Below are 16995 nucleotides of genomic sequence, written 5' to 3'. Positions count from 1 at the left end.
TCAGGCTCTGCACGGTTCCTGTGCCAGTTCTCGTCCCGATCCGATGAACGGCCCCCGCCCCGGTCCGCCGGGCATGCTCCCCGTCCGCAAGGCAGACCTCCGGCCGACCCATGGACAGCCCCCCCTTTGCCGGGCAGCCCCCCGGCCGCTGGGCAGATCTTCAACCCGGACCGATGGGGAGCCCCCGGGTCCGGTCCGGCCGGGCCGGAGCGCCGGGGCAGGCCGGTTGGCGGACCGGCCAACGGGCCCCGCCTCGCGATGATCCCGCCTCGCAATAGCCCTGCCTTGCGATAGCCCGGCCCTTCGATCTCCCCGCTCCGCGATTGCCCCGCCTTGTGATGCCCCGCCTTGTGATGCCCCGCCTTGTGATGCCCCGCCTTGTGATGCCCCGCCTTGTGATGCCCCGCCTTGTGATGCCCCGCCTTGTGATGTCCCGCACTGCGATTGCCCCGCCCTGTGATGTCCCGCCCTGCGATGGTCCCGCCCTGCGATGGTCCCGCCCTGCGGAGGCCGTCCATCCGGTGGATCGGCGTGCGCGGGGGGCGAGCGGTTGCCGCCCGGCCGCCGGCGCTGCGCTGGCCGGCGCGCATCCCGCAGGCGGGTGGGCCGCGATGCCGGCGACGCCGCCGCGACGGTGCAGGGGTGGGGCCTGCGGGATGCGCGCCCTCGCGCCCCCGGTTCCGCAGGCCGGCCCGCCGGTTGCGGCCGGTCATGGCAGGGTGCGGTGGCGACAGGGTCCGGCGGTGACAGGGTCTGGTCGAGACTGGGACCGACAGCGACAGGGTCCGGCCACGGCAGAGTTCGGCCGCGACGGTGTTCGATCGCGACAGGGTCCGGCGGCGACAGGGTCTGGTCGAGACTGGGACCGACAGCGACAGGGTCCGGCCCCGACAGAGTTCGGCCGCGACGGCGTTCGGTCGCGACAGGGTCCGGCGGTGACAGGGACTGGTCGAGACACGGACCGATAGCGACAGGAGTCCGGCCGTGGCAGGAGTCCGGCCGTGGCAGGGGTCCGGCCGTGGCAGGGGTCCGGCCGTGGCAGGGGTCCGGCCGTGGCAGGGGGCTGGCCGTGGCAGGGGGCCGGCCGCGGCAGGGGGTTGGCCGTGGCAGGGGGCTGGCCGTGGCAGGGGGCCGGCCGTGGCAGGAGGCCGGTCGTGGCAGGAGGGCGGCCGTGACAGGGGTCCGGCCGCGGCAGGGGGCTGGCCGTGGCAGGGGGCCGGCCGTGACAGGGGGCTGGCCGCGGAAGGAGCCGGCCGCGACCGGGACCGGCGGGGGCGGGGGTCAGTCGCGGTAGGGGTCGGTGACCAGGATGGTGTCGTCGCGCTCGGGGCTGGTGGAGAGCAGCGCCACCGGGGTCTCGATCAGCTCCTCGATGCGCTTGACATACTTGATCGCCTCGGCCGGCAGGTCGAGCCAGCGGCGGGCGCCGTGGGTGCTCCCGGACCAGCCCTGCAGGGTCTCGTAGACCGGCTCGACGCGGGCCTGCTGCGCCGCCGCCATCGGCAGGTGGTCGATCTCGGCGCCGTCGAGCCGGTAGCCGGTGCAGATCTTCAGCTCCGCCATGCCGTCGAGCACGTCGAGCTTGGTCAGCGCGATGCCGGAGACCCCGCCGACCCGGCAGGTCTGGCGCACCAGCGCCGCGTCGAACCAGCCGCAGCGACGCTCGCGCCCGGTCACCGTGCCGAACTCGCGGCCGCGCTCGCCGAGATGCCGGCCCACCGCATCGGTCAGCTCGGTCGGGAACGGGCCGGAGCCGACCCGCGTGGTGTAGGCCTTGACGATGCCGAGGGTGAAGTCGATCGCGTCGAGCCCCATGCCGGAGCCGACCGCCGCCATCCCGGCCATGGTGTTCGAGGAGGTCACATAGGGATAGGTGCCGAAATCGACATCGAGCAGCGCCCCCTGCGCGCCCTCGAAGAGGATCCGCCGCCCGGCCGCCCGCGCCGCCGCCAGGTCGCGCCAGACCGGCCCGGCATAGGGCAGGATCTTCGGCGCCACCTCGAGCAGCCGCTCGGTCAGCCCGGCGCGGTCGATCGGCGCGGCGCCGAGGCCGCGGCGCAGCGCGTCGTGATGCGCCAGCAGCCGGTCGAGCCGCGCCTCCAGCGTCGCCGCATCGCCGAGATCGGCGACCCGCAGCGCGCGCCGGCCGACCTTGTCCTCGTAGGCCGGGCCGATGCCGCGGCCGGTGGTGCCGATCTTGGCATCGCCCGCCGCCTCCTCGCGGATCCGGTCGAGATCCTGGTGCACCGGCAGGATCAGCGGCGCGTTCTCGGCGATGCGCAGGCGCTCCGGCGTCACCGCGACGCCCTGCGCGCCGAGCCGCTCGATCTCCGCCAGCAGCGCCCAGGGGTCGAGCACCACGCCGTTGCCGATCACCGAGAGCTTGCCCTCGCGCACGATCCCCGAGGGCAGCAGCGAGAGCTTGTAGGTGGTGTCGCCGATCACCAGGGTATGCCCGGCATTGTGCCCGCCCTGGAAGCGCACGATCACGTCGGCCCGCTCCGAGAGCCAGTCGACGAGCTTGCCCTTGCCTTCGTCGCCCCACTGGGCGCCCACAACCGCTACATTCGCCATCTGCCCCTCCCAAGGCTCAAACCGCGCGTGTATATGCCAGCTTGCCGGGCGGCGAAAGCCCCAGCGTCGCCCCTCTTCGCCGCGCCCCTGGCGCGCCCCTGCCGCGCCGTCGCCGCGCCATAGCCGCCCGTCGCCCTCGCCGGGAGCACGGGCGGGAGCGCGGCCGTGATCCATTGACGCGGCCGCCGCCGGGCCACGGCGGGCGCCGGCCGGGGGCGGGGGCTGCGGCGCGCAATGCATTTCCCTTGCGACATCCCGGGGGGCTGTCCGGCCTCGCCGCGCAACCGGGTGGGAGTGGGCACATGACGCGGGGTTTCCTTGCCGCGCCTGCGGCGGCCCTGTCGGGCACGGTCCCGACAGCGGCGGCCGGGTTCGTCGGGGCCAGCATCGGCTGCACGCCCAGGGATGCCGGCGGGCCGCGCCGCCGCAGCGCCGCCAGCGTCACTGTCACCGTCACCGTCACCGCGACCGGCGGCCGCCCCGAAGCCGCGATCGCGCCGATCGACGGCACCGGCCGGCTCGACATCGCCGTCTTCGATGGCCAGGTCGACACCACCGCCGCGCCGGCCTCGCCGGTGCTCCCGGGCATCGTCGGCCCGGCCTCGATATCGCGGCGCCGCTGCCGGCCCCGGCGCTGCTGCCGCTCATCTGTCTTGGCGGTCTCGGCGGTCTCGGTGGTCTCGGCCTTGCCGGGCACCGCCGGGCCGGCCGGGCGGCCCGCCCGGCGCGTGGCCTCGATCCGGGGGCGTTCCGGGCGCCGCTGCGTCACCGGCTTGCAGGGCGCCGGGATCGTCCCGATCCGTCGAGACCCGGCCGGCGCGCGCGTGGCCCGGCCGGCCGGCGCTGGCCGGCAGCGCGCCGGGCGCATCGCCGGCCGGCGCCACGCCGGCGGGCGTGCAGGCCGCCCCGGCGGTCCGCGCCATCGGCGGCGCCACCGGCACCTTGCCGGGCCGGGCGGAGACATGTCTTCGGGCCTTCGGGCCTTCGGGCCTGCGACGGCCGGTTCCCCGTCATCGACGCCGCGGACCGCCGGGGGGCCGCGACCCGGGACCGTGCCGGCGCCAATGCCTTCCCCGCGATGCCCGGCGGCGACCCGGAGTGCATCCTCCCGATCACCGGCCCCGGCGCGCCGTCCCGGCCCGTCGCCGCGATCCGTCGCTTGCGGAATGCCGGCATGCCCGGTCGCGGCGCCTCGATGCGCTCCCTCGCCGGTAGCGGCCTGACGACCGGTCTCCGCAGCACCGCCATCGCGCCGGACCGCAATCGCCCCGGGCGACGGGCTCGGCTTCGGCATCGCCGGCGTGCCGCTGCCGGCGCCGGTGCTGCTGCTGTTTATCGGTCTCGCCGGGCTCGGCCGCGCCGGGCGCCGCCGGGCCGGCCGGGCGGCGCCCGGCGGGGCAGTGGGCGCGGCGTGTAAATTCTTTATCGAAACGAAAAATCGACTACCGTGCCGGCATTCTCTTCATGGAAAGGGGAGCGGATACCCTGTCGTTCCGTCAGAGCGTGACGGGCGCGGTCACGGACCTCGGGCTGCTGGCCCTGGCCCTGGCCGGCAGCGCGCAGGGCGCGTCGCCGGTCGGCTTCACGCTCGCCTGCGCCGCGACCGGCGGGCTGGGCGGCATCGTCCACGGCGCCATCGACAACCCGACGGGCACGCCGGAAATCGCCGGCCTTTCCACCGCGGCCCGGTTCCTCGCCATCGACCTATCGGACCGCGCGGTGACCGAGAGCCGGGACAACGGCGGCGGCGCCAGCACGGGCATCGGGTTCTTCTCCGCGCCGGCATGCATGCGCACGATCACCGGCCTCGGCCTGCCATCGCAGCCGCTTCCCGGGATCGACGATCTCGCGGGCGCCGGCATCACGAATATCGGCGCCGCCGAGATCGCCTTCGCCGGCAACGGCCTGAGGGTCGACGTCCGCGGCATCCACCTCACCGCGGGCGACAGCTTCAGCTGCACGGTATCCGGTACCGCGGCCGACATGCCGCTGCCGGCGCCGGCGGCGCTGCTGCTGGCCGGGCTGGCCGGGCTCGACCTCGCCGGACGCCGGGCCGGCTGAGGCCCGCGGCGCGGCGGGCAGGCGCCCCGGGGCCGGCTGCCGCCACTCCGGACCGCGTATCGGGGCGCCGCTCCGGGATGCGTTGCGGGGGCGGGTTTCGGGCGGCGTTTCCGGGGCGGGCTCAGAGCGCCTTGTGGCTGCCGTCGCAGAGCGGGGCGTTGCCGGTCTGCTTGCAGCCGCAGAGGAAGACGCGGCCGTCCTTCTCCGGCACGTGCTTCACCGGGGTCAGCCCGGTGCCCTTGTGGCCGCCATCGCAGAACGGCTGGTTCGCCGAGCGCCCGCAGGCGCACCAGAACAGGGGCTTGCCGGCCTCGACCTCGACCGGGTAGGGCGCCGTCTGCGCCACCACCGGGGCGGCTTTCTCCTCGCTCATCGTCTGTCCTCCGACTGGCTGGGGCTGCGCGGAGAGGCTAGCACCGCTGGCCGCGGCGTCCAGCGCGGAGGGCCGGCCCGGGGTTCGTGCGGAGGTTCGTGCGAGGTTCGTTCGGGGTTCGTGCGGAGGTTCGCGGGCCGATGGTTCGCCGGAACTTTCCCTGCCGGGGCGAACATCGGAAGCGAACATCTGTCCGCCCGCGAAACCGGCCCGCGAAACCCGGCCGCAGGCGCCCGGTCCGGGCGCTGCCCGGCGCGCGCCTGCGGCAGGCTGTCGCACCCCTTTTCGCGGGCCCCGGCGCCGCCCATTTCCGCGCTGCGCCAGGGGCCGGATGGTCCGGCCGGAGCGCCCCGGAGACCGTTGCCGATGCGCCGCATCGCCCTTCTCGCCGCCCTCGTGGCCGCCCTGCCTGCCCTCACCGTCCTGCCCGCCGCCAATGCCGCGAGCGCCGTGGTGACCGATGCGAAGAGCTGCACCCGCGCCCTCGCCGATGCCGGTGAGGCCGCTGCCGCCGCCTCGGTCAGCGACAAGGCGCGCACCGCCGGCGAGGAGCTGATCGCGCTGGCCGAGAGCCGCTGCGCCGACCGGAACTTCACCGCGGCCGACGAGCTCCTGGCCATCGCGCGCGGGATTTTCGCCGAGGAATGAAGGGCTTGCAGCGCCCGGTGGTGAGCCCGCCGGGCGCGCGGCCGGTCAGCCGAGCCCGGCTCGGAAGCCGGCCGGCCCGGCGTTGAACGGCTCCGGATCTTTCCGGAAGCCGACATGCGCGGCGCGGCTGGCCCAGACCATGGCCGAGACCGTGACGGTGGCCGCGGCCGAGACCGTGGCCGAAGGCGTGTGCCCGGCGGCCCGGGACGGGACCAGCGCGCGCCATTCGCCGCGCCCCAGATGGGGCAGCGGCACCGGTCCCGCGCGCCCGGTGCGCCGCGCGCCGTGACCCTCATGCGCCCCGGCGGCGTTCCGCGGCGCGCTCGTCGCGGCGTCGGTCGCTTCCGGAATTATTACAATATAATCAATGGCTTTCTAGGTCTGGTCCGCCAGCATCCACCCGGCGAAGCCGGTGATCCTTCCGGCCCGGCCGAGCAGCGGCCCGATGTGAAGCAGGCGGCGAAGCCGTCGGCGGCGTCGCGGCGATACCAGACCCACAAGGCGGCGTTGCCGGTGCCGGTGCGCTCTGGCGCGGCGCCGGGCATCGCGAAGCCCCCGAACCGCCCGGCGTCGGCCAGCGCGATGCAGGACAGCGCCTCGCTGCCGCCGAGGGCCCGGCCGGCCAGCACCATCCCGGCGCGCTCCGCCGCGCGGATGGAGGCGGCGGGACCGCCCCCGTGCTGCCGGCGGAAATCCCCGGCCCCGGTCTTGGCGCCGAGCCCTGGCCGCGCGGGCTCTGGGCGGCGCGGCGCTGCGAGGCCGCGCCCGCAGGGGCGGCGGACGCTCCCCCAACACCGCGGTGCCGATGCGCCGGCCGGGCACCGGGAGCGCCGCCTGCGGGCCGTTCCCGGCGGCCTCGTGGTGGCTGGCGAGATCACCGCAGGCGCCGAGGAATTCCGCCGCGGCGGGGGATGCGCCCGGCCCGCCGGCAAGGGCCGGCGCGGCGGCGATGCGGGTGCAGTGGGTCATCTCCGCCTCCGTGAACGGCCTGGGGCCCCTGACGGAGACGAAAACGGCACCGCGGCGGGCGGAGCGCCCAGGGGGATGGGCGCGGTGCCCGCCCCGCCGGGCAGGCACCGCTAGGGGCAGGGGGGCGGGCATCGGGGCGGCCGCCCCGGCGGGCCGGCTCAGAACACCAGCGCGCGGGCCTCGTGCACCTGCGGCAGGGCGGCGATCTCCTCCAGCACCTTCGCGGAGAGCGGCTCGTCGACGCCGAGCAGGGTGATCGCCTCGCCGCCCTTGGCCGCGCGGCCGAGATGGAAGGTGGCGATGTTGACGCCGATCTCGCCGGTCTTCATGCCGAGCGCGCCGATGAAGCCGGGCTCGTCGGTGTTGACGGTGTAGAGCATGTAGGGCATCGGCTCGGCCTCCATGCCGATCCCCTTGATCTGGATGAAGCGCGGCCGGCCGTCGGAGAACAGCGTCGCCGCCACCGAGCGGGTCTTGGCCGGGGTGGTGATCAGCAGCCGGATATAGGTGCCGTAGGCGCCCTGGGCGTCGCGGCGGGTCTCGGCGATCTGCATCCCCCGCTCGCGCGCCAGCACCGGGGCGGAGACCATGTTGACGCCGGCGCCGAGCTGCGGCGTGAGCAGCGCCGCGGTGAGCGCCGCGGTCAGCGGCTTCAGGTTGAGATCGGCGACCTTGCCGACATACTCGATCTCCAGCGCCGAGATCGGCTCCTCGGTGAGCTGCCCGGCGAAGGCGCCGAGCACCTCGGCGACCCGCACCCAGGGCTTGAGCAGTGGCGCCTCCTCGGCGGTGATCGAGGGCGCGTTGATCGCGTTGGAGATCGCGCCCTTGAGCAGATAGTCCGACATCTGCTCGGCGACCTGCAGCGCCACGTTCTCCTGCGCCTCCGCCGTCGCCGCGCCGAGATGCGGGGTGACCACCACGTTGGGCAGGCCGAAGAGCGGGTTCTCCCTGGCCGGCTCCCTGGCGAAGACGTCGAAGGCGGCGCCGGCGAGGCGGCCCTCCTTCAGCGCCTCGGCCACCGCGTCCTCGTCGACCAGCCCGCCGCGGGCGCAGTTGATCAGCCGGGCGCCGGGCTTCATCAGCCGGATGCGCTCGGCCGAGAGGATGTTGGCGGTCTTCTCGGTCTTCGGCAGGTGCAGCGTCACCACGTCGGCGCGGGCCAGCAGATCGACCAGCTCGACCTTCTCGACGCCGAGATCGCGGGCCCGGTCCTCGCTGAGGAAGGGGTCGTAGGCGATCACCTTCATCTTCAGCCCGATGCCGCGGCTGGCCACCACCGAGCCGATATTGCCGCAGCCGATCACGCCGAGGGTCTTGCCGGTGATCTCGGTGCCCATGAAGCGGGACTTCTCCCACTTGCCGGCATGGGTCGAGGCGTTGGCCTCCGGGATCTGGCGGCACAGCGACATCATCATCGCGATGGCGTGCTCGGCGGTGGTGATCGAGTTGCCGAACGGGGTGTTCATCACCACGATGCCGCGGGCCGAGGCGGCGGGGATGTCGATGTTGTCGACGCCGATCCCGGCGCGGCCGATCACCCGGAGATTGTCGGCGGCGGCGATGATCTCGGCGGTCGCCTTGGTGGCGGAGCGCACGGCGAGCCCGTCATAGGCGCCGATGCGCGCCTTCAGGGCGGCGGGGTCCTTGCCGAGATCGGGCTCGAAATCGGTCTCGATCCCGTGGTCGCGGAAGATCGCGACGGCGGCGTCGGACAGCTTGTCGGAAATCAGAACCTTGGGCATGGGGAACGTCTCCTGTGCGCCCGCGGGCGCGGTCGATGCGAGGGGAACAGGCTGCGGGCGCCGGCTGCCCGGCGCGCGCGGCATCTGGAAGGGGCGCGGCGCGGCCGCGGGCCGGCTCAGGCGGCGGCGAGCTCGGCGCGGGCGGCGGCGAAGGCCCAGTCGAGCCAGGGCGTCAGCCGGGCGACATCGGCGGTGTCCACCGTCGCGCCGCACCAGATCCGCAGGCCCGGAGGCGCATCGCGGTAGCCGCCGATGTCATAGGCCACGTCCTCGGCCTCGAGCGCCGCCACCATCCGCTTGGCGAAGGCGCGCTGGCCGGCCTCGTCGAGCGCCGCCACCGCCGGGTCGACGATCTTCAGGCAGACCGAGGTGTTCGAGCGATACGCCGGCTCGGCCACCAGGTTCTCGACCCAGGGGGTCTCCTCGACCCAGCCCTGCAGCGCCGCGAAATTGGCGTCGGCGCGGCTGGTCAGCGCCGCCAGCCCGCCGATCTCCTCGGCCCAGTCGAGCGCGTCGGTATAGTCCGCCACCGCGAGCATCGAGGGGGTGTTGATGGTCTCGCCGCGGAACACGCCCTCGATCAGCTTGCCGCCCTTGGTGAGGCGGAACACCTTGGGCAGCGGCCGGTCCGGCACGAAGCTCTCCAGCCGCGCCACCGCGCGGGGCGAGAGCACCAGCATGCCATGCGCCGCCTCGCCGCCCATCACCTTCTGCCAGGAGAAGGTGGCGACGTCGATCTTCGGCCAGTCGATCGCCTGCGCGAAGGCGGCGGAGGTGGCGTCGCAGAAGGTCAGCCCCTGCCGGTCGGCGGGAATCCAGTCGGCATCCGGCACCCGGGCGCCGGAGGTGGTGCCGTTCCAGGTGAAGGCGATATCGGCATCGGGGCGCACCGCGGCGAGGTCCGGCAGCGCGCCATAGGGCGCCTCGAGAGTGCGGCAGTCGGCCAGCCGGAGCTGCTTCACCGCATCGGTGATCCAGCCCTTGCCGAAGCTCTCCCAGGCCAGCATGTCGACCGGGGCGGCGCCCATCATCGTCCACATCGCCATCTCGAAGGCGCCGGTATCGGAGGCCGGCACGATGCCGATGCGGTAGTCCTCGGGCAGGCCGAGCAGCCGGTGGGTGCGCTCGATGGCGGCGGCGAGCTGCGCCTTCGGCGCCTTGGCCCGGTGCGAGCGGCCGAGCATCGCCAGCTCGGCGATGCGGGCGGCGGACCAGCCGGGACGCTTGGCACAGGGACCGGAGGAAAACTCGGGACGCGCAGGTTTCTGCGCAGGCCGCGCGGCGGCCTTCTCGGGGAACGTCATGAGACGCGCTCCATCGTCAGGGCAAGATCGCTGAGCCCGCCGCCGCTTGCCCATACCCGGCGACGCGCCCACCGCTCAGCTAGCAGGCGGCGCGGGCTTGCGCAAGCGGGTGATGTCGGCTAGCGCCGACAGTGTGTCGCATCCCTCCCGTGGCCGCTGCCGGTGCGCCGCGCTGCGGCGGGGGGGCAGCCCCAGGAGTACCGATGTCCGCCACCCGCCGCGACTGGGCCTTCCTGCTGTGCCTCGGAATGATCTGGGGCGCGGCCTTCATGGCGACCACGGTGGCGGCGCGGGAATTCACGCCGCTGACCATCGCCGGGGTGCGGCTGGCGCTCGGCGCGGCGATGCTGCTCGGGGTGATGCGGGCCACCGGGCGCCGGCTGCCGGGCTTCGCCACCGCCGAGCAGCGCGGCTTCTGGCTCGCCGCCGCGGCGGTCGCCTTCCTCGCCAACGCGATGCCCTTCACCAGCCTCGCCTGGGCGCAGCGCCACATTCCCTCGGGGCTGGCCGGGGTGCTGATGGCGACGGTGCCGCTCTTCGTGCTGCCGCTGGCGCATGTCTTCGTGCCGGGAGACCGGATCACGCCGCGCAAGGTGGCCGGCTTCGGCCTCGGCTTCTGCGGCGTGCTGGTGCTGATCGGCCCGGCCGCCTTCGCCGCGCCCGATCCGGCCGGCTCCGATTCGCCGGTGGCGCTGGCGATCGGCGCCTGCCTGCTGACCGCGCTGGGCTATGCCTCGGGCTCGATCGTCTCGAAGCGCGCGCCGCAGCTCGGGCTGCTGCCCTTCGCCGCCGCGGCGCTGATGATCGCCGCGATCATGGTGCTGCCGCTGGCCTTCCTGCTCGAGGACCCGCTGGCGGCGGAGGCGAGCCCGGAGGGGCTGGCGGCGCTGGTCTATCTCGGCATCGCGCCGACCGCGCTGGCCACGGTGATGCTGCTGCAGGTGATCCGCTCGGCCGGGCCGGGGTTCCTGTCCAACGTGAACTACCAGGTGCCGATCTGGGCGGTGCTGTTCGGCTGGGCGGTGCTGGGCGAGACGCCCTCGCCGCGGCTGGCGGTGGCGGCGGTGCTGATCCTCGCCGGGCTCGGGCTGGCGCAGAACCTGATCGGGCTGCGCCGCGGCGCCGTCCCGCGGGGCTGATCCGCCTTCCGCCGCCCTCTGCCGCCCTTTACCGCGGCGGGTCGCCCTCAGCCGCTCCGGGCCGCCCTCTGCTGCCACGGATCGCCCATTGCCGCGATGGGCCGCCCTTTGCCGCGATGGGCCGCCCATTGCCGCCGTGGGCTACCCATTGCCACCGCGGGCCGCCCTTTGCCGCCATGGGCCGCCCGTTGCCACCGCGGGCCGCCCTTCGGCTGCCGTGGGCCGCCCTTAGCCGCTCCGGGCCGCCCTCAGCCGCCGCGGGCCGCCCTTTGCCGCCACGGGCTGCCCTCTGCTGCCACGGGTCGCCCATTGCCACCGCGGGCTACCCTTTGCCACCGCGGGCTACCCTTTGCCGCCGCGGGCTACCCATTGCCACCGCGGGCCGCCCTTTGCCGCCATGGGCCGCCCTTTGCCGCCGTGGGTCGCCCTTTGCTGCCTTGGGCTGCCCTCTGCCGCCGCGGGTCGCCCTTGGCTGGCCCTCAGCCGCTCCGGGCCGGCCTCAGCCGCGCACGATCCGCGGGCCGGTTGCCGGGCGGCGCCAGACCGGGGCGGCCCGCCCCTCGGCGCGTGCCGTGGCCAGGGCCCGCAGCACCGCGTCCGGGGCGAAGCCGGGCAGGGCGCCGAAGAGGTCGGGCAGCCGCTCGGCCCGGAGCGCGCCGCCGGGGATCTCGAGCCGCCCGCCGCGCTCGTCCTCGAGCACCCAGCGCGCCACACCGCCCTCGGCATCCGCCACCACGAGGATCGCCGAGAGCAGGTCGAGCGCCGCGACGCCGCCGGTCTCGGGGCCGAAATAGATCACCCGGCCCTCCTCGATCTGCACCAGGCCGGGGCCGAGCCCGGCCTGGCGCAGCCGCAGCCTGAGCCGCCGCGCCGAGGCCCAGGCCCAGGTCCCGGCCGCCGCCGCGCCGAGCAGCGGCAGCAGCGCGAACACGTTGCCCGCCGCGGCGTGCCCGGCCCCGATCCAGCCGAGCCAGAGCGCCGCGAGCCCGGTGGCCAGCGGCTCCGCCCAGGGCAGGAGCCGGGCGAGCTTCTCCGGGATCATCGCCAGTCGCCCGCGGCGGCCTGCAGCAGCGCCAGCGCCGCCACCGCCGCGGTGTCGGCGCGCAGGATGCGCGGCCCGAGGCTGGCGGCATGGGCGAAGGGCAGGGCGCGCAGCCGCTCCGCCTCGGCCTCGGAGAAGCCGCCCTCGGGCCCGACCAGCACCGCCCAGGGGCCGGGGCCGGCGGCCTGCACCGCCGCGAAGGCCGGCACGCCGCCGCCGCGCTCGTCGCAGAACAGCAGCCGGCGCGCCGGGTCCCAGCCCGCCAGCGCCGCCGCGAGCGGGCAGGGCTCGGCGACCTCGGGCACCGCGAGCAGGCCGCATTGCTCGGCCGCCTCCACGGCATGGGCGCGCAGCCGGTCCGGGCGCACCCGCTCGGCATTGGTGTGCTGCGTGAACACCGGCCAGAGCCGCGCGCAGCCCATCTCGCAGGCCTTCTCGGCGACGAAATCGGTCCGCGCCTTCTTGAGCGGCGCGAACAGCAGCCAGAGATCGGGCAGCACGGTCTGCTGCCGCAGCCGCTCGCGGCAGGCCAGCACCCCGGCGCGCTTGCCGGCGGAGACCACCTCGGCGGCCCATTCGCCGTCCCGCCCGTTGAACAGCGCGACCCGGTCGCCGGCCGCGAGGCGCATCACCGAGAACAGGTAGTGGGCCTGTTCGCGGGCCAGCCCGACCTCGGCCTCCGCAGCCAGCGGAAGATCGACATGGAGGCGTATTTTCGGCTGCATTCTTCTGCCTCTCGTGCGATATCCGGGGCCATGGAGGAGCTGCCAATAAACCGCGTCGCCCTGCCCGAGGGAAGGGTCAAGGACGCCACCGCCCGCAACTGGGTCGACGCCTTCGCGCCGGAGCGCTGGCGACCGTTCATGCGGCTCAGCCGGATGGACCGGCCGATCGGCACCTGGCTGCTGCTGCTGCCCTGCTGGTGGGGCATCCTGCTGGCGGCGAACGCCGAGGGCTGGGCCTGGGTCGATCTCTGGCTGTTCCCGGCCTGCACCATCGGCGCGCTGCTGATGCGCGGCGCCGGCTGCACCTGGAACGACCTGGTGGACCGCGACATCGACGCCAAGGTCGACCGCACCCGCTCGCGCCCGCTGCCGAGCGGCCAGGTCTCGGCCGCCAATGCCGTGCTCTGGGCGGTGGCGCAGTCGCTGGTCTCGTTCCTGATCCTGCTCACCTTCAACGACCTCGCGGTGGCGCTCGGCGTGCTCGCGCTGGTGCCGGTGGCGGTCTATCCCTTCGCCAAGCGCTTCACCTGGTGGCCGCAGGTGTTCCTCGGCATCGCCTTCAACTGGGGCGCGCTGCTGCTCTATGCGGCGCATGGCGGCAGCCTCGGGCTGGCGGCGATCCTGGCCTATCTCGCCGGCATCGCCTGGACGCTGCACTACGACACGATCTATGCGCATCAGGACCGCGAGGACGACGCGCTGATCGGCGTCAAGTCCACCGCCCGCCTGTTCGAGGACGACACCGTCACATGGCTGCAGATCTTCTCGGCCGCGGTGGCGCTGCTGGGGGCGCTGGCGGTGCTGGTGGCGGGCGGCGGGCTGTTCGGGCTGCTGGGCCTTGCCGGGCTGGTCGGCCAGATGGTCTCGCAGCTCCGCCGGCTCGACACCGAGGACCCCGAGCTCTGCCTGCAGCTGTTCCGGCAGACGCGCTATGGCGGGCTCGCCTTCGCCGCGGGGCTGTTCCTGGATGCGCTCTTCTAGCCGCAGCCAGCCGGCGCTGCCGGACCCCGCCCTCTGGGAGCGGGTCGCCGGCTATGATTTCGACCACGATCCCGAGCCCGGGGCGCGGCCTCCCGAGCGCGGCTTCGCCGAGCGGCTGGCGGCGCTGTGCCGCTGGCGCCGCAGCACCGCCGAGGCGGCGATCGCGGAGTACCGCCGCTTCGCCTATCTCGCGGTGCTGGTGCCGCACCGGGCGGTGCCCTCGGTGGCGGTGGATCTGGTCTGGCATGCCCATCTGGCCGACACCCGGGGCTACTGGGAGCGCTTCTGCGGCGATGTGCTCGGCCGGCCGCTGCACCACCGCCCCTCCGGCGGCGGCAGGGCGGAGGCGGCGCGGCTGAAGGCCGACTATGCCAGGACCCTGACGAGCTACCGCCGGGTCTTCGGCGAGGACCCGCCGCTGCGCTTCTGGCCGCATCCCGAGGGGCGCTTCGCCGCGGGGAGCGAGCCGAGGCTGTTCGCGCCGCACGGCGAGCGGGCGATGCCGCGGCGCCTGATCGCGGCGCCGGCGATGATGTCGGCCGGCAGCCTGCTCTTCGCCGGCGGGATCGGCGCCGGCTGGTCGCTGCCCCTCGGCTTCGGCGCCTTCCTGATGCTGGTCGGCGGAGCGATGACCCTCGGCGCGCTGCTCGGGCTCGGCGGCGCGCAGGCCTTTGCGGTCGAGGTCGGCGTCGGATCCGATGCTTCGGATGGCGGCGACGGCGGCGATGGCGACGGCGGCGGCTGCGGCGGCGACTGAGCCGCCCGGCCCGGCGGCGCGTTCACTCGCCGCCGTGCTCGATCCCCTTGCGGATGCGGCGCACGAAGGCCCAGACCCCGGCGATCACCGGCACCGCCACGGCGGCGGTCAGCAGCTCCTTCGAGATCCCCGCCGCCTTGGCCAGCGGCACCAGCAGATAGCTCGCCAGGCTGACGGCGTAGTAGCTGATGGCCACCACCGACAGCCCCTCCACGGTCTGCTGCAGGCGCAGCTGCAGCGCGGCGCGCCGGTCCATCGATTCGAGCAGCTGCTGGTTCTGCGCCTCCACGGCGAAGTTGACCCGGGTGCGCAGCAGCTCGGAGATCCGGCTGGTGCGCACCGCCAGCTCCGAGAGCCGCCGCTCCGCCGCCTCGCAGGTGCGCTGCGCCGGGGCGAAGCGCCGCGCCATGAACTCCGAGAAGAGCTGCGAGCCGCCATAGCGCTCCTCGCGCAGCGAGGCGATCCGGTCCTCGACGATCGCCGCATAGGCCCGGCCGGCGCCGAAGCGGAAGGCGCTGCGCGCCGACAGCGCCTCGAGCTCGGCGGCGAGCGCGGTCAGCTCGGTCAGGATCGTCGCCTCCGGGCGCTCGCCGGTCTCGCGCGCCACCTGCTCGATCAGCCGGGTCAGCTGGGTCTCGATCTCGTTCAGGCGGTGCGCGGTGCGGCGCGCCAGCGGCAGCGCCAGCATGGCGACGCTGCGATAGGTCTCGATCTCGATCAGCCGCTGGATCAGCCGGCCGGTCCGCCGCGGCCCGACATCGCCGTAGACCACCACGGCGAAGCGGGTGAAGCCCTCCTGGTCGATGCGGAAATCGCCGAGCGCGCAGGCATTGCCGTCGAGCACGTCGGCGATCGCGAGGCTCTCGAGGTTGAACCGGCGCAGCAGGCTGGCCTCGATGCGCTGGCGCGCCTGCTCGCGGGTCGCGGCCTCGATGATCTCGATCTCGGTGGCGGCGACCACCCGGCCCGGCGCGGCGGCCAGCCAGTCCTCGGGAAACAGCTCGACCAGCTCGCCGCCGAACAGCTCGTCGCCCGGGCCGCGCTCCCAGAGCGCATAGGAGACGAACTCGGTATGCCGCTCCCAGGTGAAGCGGAAGCGGCCGAAATCGTTGGCATAGTGATTGGCGCCGGGGGCCGGATGCGGGCCGCCGTGGCGGTCGATCAGGTCGATCAGATGGGCGCGGTCGATCTCCGGGTCGCGGTCGGCGGCCTTCTCGGGCATCTTGAACGCCAGATGCGTCACGCGGCCCGGCGCCGGCATCGGCTGGAACGGCCGGGCGTGGAGCTCGTTGGTCAGCGCATAGCGCTTCGGGTGATGGCTCAGCAGCCTCGGCATCGTCTTCGGTTCCCCTCCGCTTGGCGGCGCGCCGGCGCCGGCCGGCCTCAGCGCCCGAGGAAGCCCCCGAGCACCCCGGCCACGTTGCGCCCGAGGGCAGCTATGGCATAACCGCCCTCCATCACGAAGACCGTCGGCAGCCGCAGCCTGGCGATGCGCGCGCCGATGCCGGGGAAGTCCCCCTCCGCGAGGCGGAAGCGGCTGATCGGGTCGCCCTCGTAGGTGTCGACCCCGAGCGAGACCACGAGCGCCTCGGCGCCGTGCCCGGCGATGCGCCGGCAGGCGGTGTCGAGCGCCGCGCGCCAGGCCGCGATCGCGGTGCCCTCGGGCAGCGGCAGGTTCATGTTGCAGCCCTCGCCCGCGCCGGTGCCGCCCTCGTCGGCATGGCCGAGGAAATACGGGAAGGCCTGCACCGGGTCGGCATGGATCGAGACGGTGAGCACATCGCCGCGGCCATAGAAGATCGCCTGCGTGCCGTTGCCGTGGTGGTAGTCGATGTCGAGCACCGCGACGCGGGCGGCACCGGCCTCCAGCAGCGTCTCGGCGGCGATGGCGGCGTTGTTGAGGTAGCAGTAGCCGCCGAAGAGATCGCCATGCGCGTGGTGCCCCGGCGGGCGGGCCAGCGCGAAGGCCGGGCCTTCGGCGGCGGCGAGCGCGGCGGCCCGGGCGCAGGCAGCGGCCGAGCGGGCGGCGCCCCAGCTCCCCTCGGTGATGCAGGTGTCGACGGAGAAGCTCCAGTAGCCGAGCGCCGCGGCGATCGGGGCCGGCGGCGCGGTGCGGCGCAGCCCCGGCACCGGATAGGTGAAGGCGATCGCGTCCGGCGTGCGATACGCCGCGACCCAGCGGGCATGGGCGGTCTCGAGGAAATCCAGATAGGCTGGCGCATGCACCCGCTCGAGCAGCGCCCGCGGCACCGGGGCGGGCGGCGGCGCGGGCGGCGCGAAGCCGGCGGCGGCGAGCGCATCGCGGATCACCGCCATGCGCTCGGGGCATTCGAAGCTGCGCCCGAGCTGGCCGTCATGCAGCTCGGAGCGGCTGTCGTGCCGGTCGTGGTCGGGGTTGTGGAAGATACGCATGGGCCGCCCTCGCTCGCGCGAGAGTGGCAGCGGCCGGCAGGCGATGCAATGTCCGACCTGCCGCAGCCCGAAGCCGTGTCGGCCCCCGCACCGCCAGCCCCGCCCGGCAAGGCCCGCCACTTGGTAAAGCCCGCCGCCCGGCCAGGCCCGCCGCCCGGCCAGGCCCCGCGCCCGCAGCCTGCAGCCAGCCACCCGCATCCCGGCGCCTGCGCCCCGGTGCCGGCGGCCCGGTGCCGCCCGGCGAGGCCCGCCACCCGGCCAGGCC

At 74.8% G+C, this 16995-nt stretch carries 15 protein-coding genes; 5 read left to right on the top strand and 10 right to left on the bottom strand.

Features of this window, described 5'->3' with window-relative positions:
- Positions 1 to 1281 precede the first annotated feature (1281 nt).
- Complete coding sequence (locus QSJ97_RS19520) at positions 1282 to 2574, bottom strand: adenylosuccinate synthase (protein ID WP_285673801.1); 1293 nt, start codon at positions 2572 to 2574, stop codon at positions 1282 to 1284.
- Positions 2575 to 4038: 1464 nt separating this feature from the next.
- On the opposite strand from QSJ97_RS19520, the gene QSJ97_RS19515 reads away from it, so the two are divergent.
- Complete coding sequence (locus tag QSJ97_RS19515) at positions 4039 to 4635, top strand: hypothetical protein (RefSeq protein ID WP_285673800.1); 597 nt, start codon at positions 4039 to 4041, stop codon at positions 4633 to 4635.
- Between the two features lie 121 nt (positions 4636 to 4756).
- Here the strand turns inward: QSJ97_RS19515 and QSJ97_RS19510 are convergent, their stop codons facing one another.
- Positions 4757 to 5008, bottom strand: coding sequence for a CDGSH iron-sulfur domain-containing protein (locus QSJ97_RS19510; protein WP_285673799.1), 252 nt, complete (start codon positions 5006 to 5008; stop codon positions 4757 to 4759).
- Between the two features lie 366 nt (positions 5009 to 5374).
- On the opposite strand from QSJ97_RS19510, the gene QSJ97_RS19505 reads away from it, so the two are divergent.
- On the top strand, positions 5375 to 5656 hold the full coding sequence (locus tag QSJ97_RS19505) for a hypothetical protein (protein ID WP_285673798.1): 282 nt from the start codon (positions 5375 to 5377) through the stop codon (positions 5654 to 5656).
- Positions 5657 to 5701: 45 nt separating this feature from the next.
- Here QSJ97_RS19505 and QSJ97_RS19500 read toward each other — a convergent pair whose 3' ends face one another.
- The 4 genes from QSJ97_RS19500 to QSJ97_RS19485 form a co-directional block, all read right to left on the bottom strand.
- Positions 5702 to 5911, bottom strand: a complete 210-nt coding sequence (locus tag QSJ97_RS19500) for a hypothetical protein (RefSeq protein ID WP_285673797.1) — start codon at positions 5909 to 5911, stop codon at positions 5702 to 5704.
- Positions 5912 to 6009: 98 nt separating this feature from the next.
- Complete coding sequence (locus tag QSJ97_RS19495; RefSeq protein ID WP_285673796.1) at positions 6010 to 6288, bottom strand: hypothetical protein; 279 nt, start codon at positions 6286 to 6288, stop codon at positions 6010 to 6012.
- 495 nt (positions 6289 to 6783) lie between these two features.
- Entirely contained in the window at positions 6784 to 8370 is a 1587-nt protein-coding gene (gene serA / locus QSJ97_RS19490; protein ID WP_285673795.1) for a phosphoglycerate dehydrogenase, read from the bottom strand.
- A 116-nt stretch (positions 8371 to 8486) separates the two neighbouring features.
- On the bottom strand, positions 8487 to 9674 hold the full coding sequence (locus QSJ97_RS19485) for a phosphoserine transaminase (protein WP_285673794.1): 1188 nt from the start codon (positions 9672 to 9674) through the stop codon (positions 8487 to 8489).
- Positions 9675 to 9877: 203 nt separating this feature from the next.
- On the opposite strand from QSJ97_RS19485, the gene QSJ97_RS19480 reads away from it, so the two are divergent.
- Positions 9878 to 10813, top strand: a complete 936-nt coding sequence (locus QSJ97_RS19480) for a DMT family transporter (RefSeq protein WP_285673793.1) — start codon at positions 9878 to 9880, stop codon at positions 10811 to 10813.
- A gap of 499 nt (positions 10814 to 11312) precedes the next feature.
- On the opposite strand, the gene QSJ97_RS19475 is transcribed toward QSJ97_RS19480, so the two are convergent.
- Positions 11313 to 11855 carry a hypothetical protein gene (locus QSJ97_RS19475; RefSeq protein WP_285673792.1) on the bottom strand — a complete coding sequence of 181 codons (543 nt, stop codon included), beginning with the start codon at positions 11853 to 11855 and terminating at the stop codon, positions 11313 to 11315.
- Positions 11852 to 12580 carry a 16S rRNA (uracil(1498)-N(3))-methyltransferase gene (locus tag QSJ97_RS19470; protein ID WP_285673791.1) on the bottom strand — a complete coding sequence of 243 codons (729 nt, stop codon included), beginning with the start codon at positions 12578 to 12580 and terminating at the stop codon, positions 11852 to 11854. The genes QSJ97_RS19475 and QSJ97_RS19470 overlap by 4 nt, the downstream gene beginning before the upstream one ends.
- A gap of 30 nt (positions 12581 to 12610) precedes the next feature.
- On the opposite strand from QSJ97_RS19470, the gene ubiA reads away from it, so the two are divergent.
- Both ubiA and QSJ97_RS19460 read left to right on the top strand, forming a co-directional pair.
- Positions 12611 to 13561 carry a 4-hydroxybenzoate octaprenyltransferase gene (gene ubiA, locus QSJ97_RS19465; RefSeq protein WP_285673789.1) on the top strand — a complete coding sequence of 317 codons (951 nt, stop codon included), beginning with the start codon at positions 12611 to 12613 and terminating at the stop codon, positions 13559 to 13561.
- On the top strand, positions 13548 to 14318 hold the full coding sequence (locus QSJ97_RS19460; RefSeq protein WP_285673788.1) for a glycine-rich domain-containing protein: 771 nt from the start codon (positions 13548 to 13550) through the stop codon (positions 14316 to 14318). The genes ubiA and QSJ97_RS19460 overlap by 14 nt, the downstream gene beginning before the upstream one ends.
- Before the next feature lie 22 nt (positions 14319 to 14340).
- On the opposite strand, the gene QSJ97_RS19455 is transcribed toward QSJ97_RS19460, so the two are convergent.
- On the bottom strand, positions 14341 to 15654 hold the full coding sequence (locus QSJ97_RS19455) for a DUF3422 family protein (protein ID WP_285673787.1): 1314 nt from the start codon (positions 15652 to 15654) through the stop codon (positions 14341 to 14343).
- A gap of 47 nt (positions 15655 to 15701) precedes the next feature.
- Entirely contained in the window at positions 15702 to 16730 is a 1029-nt protein-coding gene (locus QSJ97_RS19450; protein ID WP_285673786.1) for a histone deacetylase family protein, read from the bottom strand.
- Positions 16731 to 16995 lie beyond the last annotated feature (265 nt).

The sequence above is a fragment of the Paralimibaculum aggregatum genome (genome assembly GCF_030270585.1).
GTDB lineage: Bacteria > Pseudomonadota > Alphaproteobacteria > Rhodobacterales > Rhodobacteraceae > Thermohalobaculum > Thermohalobaculum aggregatum.
The sequence above is the reverse complement of the archived record's forward strand: the minus strand, read 5'-3'. Positions and strand labels throughout refer to the sequence as shown.

Bases quoted from the DNA above. Each gene is read 5' to 3' on its own strand.
- QSJ97_RS19470 (WP_285673791.1), bottom strand. From the start codon at position 12,580: ATGCAGCCGAAAATACGCCTCCATGTCGATCTTCCGCTGGCTGCGGAG.
- QSJ97_RS19510 (WP_285673799.1), bottom strand. From the start codon at position 5,008: ATGAGCGAGGAGAAAGCCGCCCCGGTGGTGGCGCAGACGGCGCCCTAC.
- serA (WP_285673795.1), bottom strand. From the start codon at position 8,370: ATGCCCAAGGTTCTGATTTCCGACAAGCTGTCCGACGCCGCCGTCGCG.
- QSJ97_RS19450 (WP_285673786.1), bottom strand. From the start codon at position 16,730: ATGCGTATCTTCCACAACCCCGACCACGACCGGCACGACAGCCGCTCC.
- ubiA (WP_285673789.1), top strand. From the start codon at position 12,611: ATGGAGGAGCTGCCAATAAACCGCGTCGCCCTGCCCGAGGGAAGGGTC.
- QSJ97_RS19520 (WP_285673801.1), bottom strand. From the start codon at position 2,574: ATGGCGAATGTAGCGGTTGTGGGCGCCCAGTGGGGCGACGAAGGCAAG.
- QSJ97_RS19475 (WP_285673792.1), bottom strand. From the start codon at position 11,855: ATGATCCCGGAGAAGCTCGCCCGGCTCCTGCCCTGGGCGGAGCCGCTG.
- QSJ97_RS19495 (WP_285673796.1), bottom strand. From the start codon at position 6,288: ATGGTGCTGGCCGGCCGGGCCCTCGGCGGCAGCGAGGCGCTGTCCTGC.
- QSJ97_RS19505 (WP_285673798.1), top strand. From the start codon at position 5,375: ATGCGCCGCATCGCCCTTCTCGCCGCCCTCGTGGCCGCCCTGCCTGCC.
- QSJ97_RS19480 (WP_285673793.1), top strand. From the start codon at position 9,878: ATGTCCGCCACCCGCCGCGACTGGGCCTTCCTGCTGTGCCTCGGAATG.
- QSJ97_RS19460 (WP_285673788.1), top strand. From the start codon at position 13,548: ATGCGCTCTTCTAGCCGCAGCCAGCCGGCGCTGCCGGACCCCGCCCTC.
- QSJ97_RS19485 (WP_285673794.1), bottom strand. From the start codon at position 9,674: ATGACGTTCCCCGAGAAGGCCGCCGCGCGGCCTGCGCAGAAACCTGCG.
- QSJ97_RS19515 (WP_285673800.1), top strand. From the start codon at position 4,039: ATGGAAAGGGGAGCGGATACCCTGTCGTTCCGTCAGAGCGTGACGGGC.
- QSJ97_RS19455 (WP_285673787.1), bottom strand. From the start codon at position 15,654: ATGCCGAGGCTGCTGAGCCATCACCCGAAGCGCTATGCGCTGACCAAC.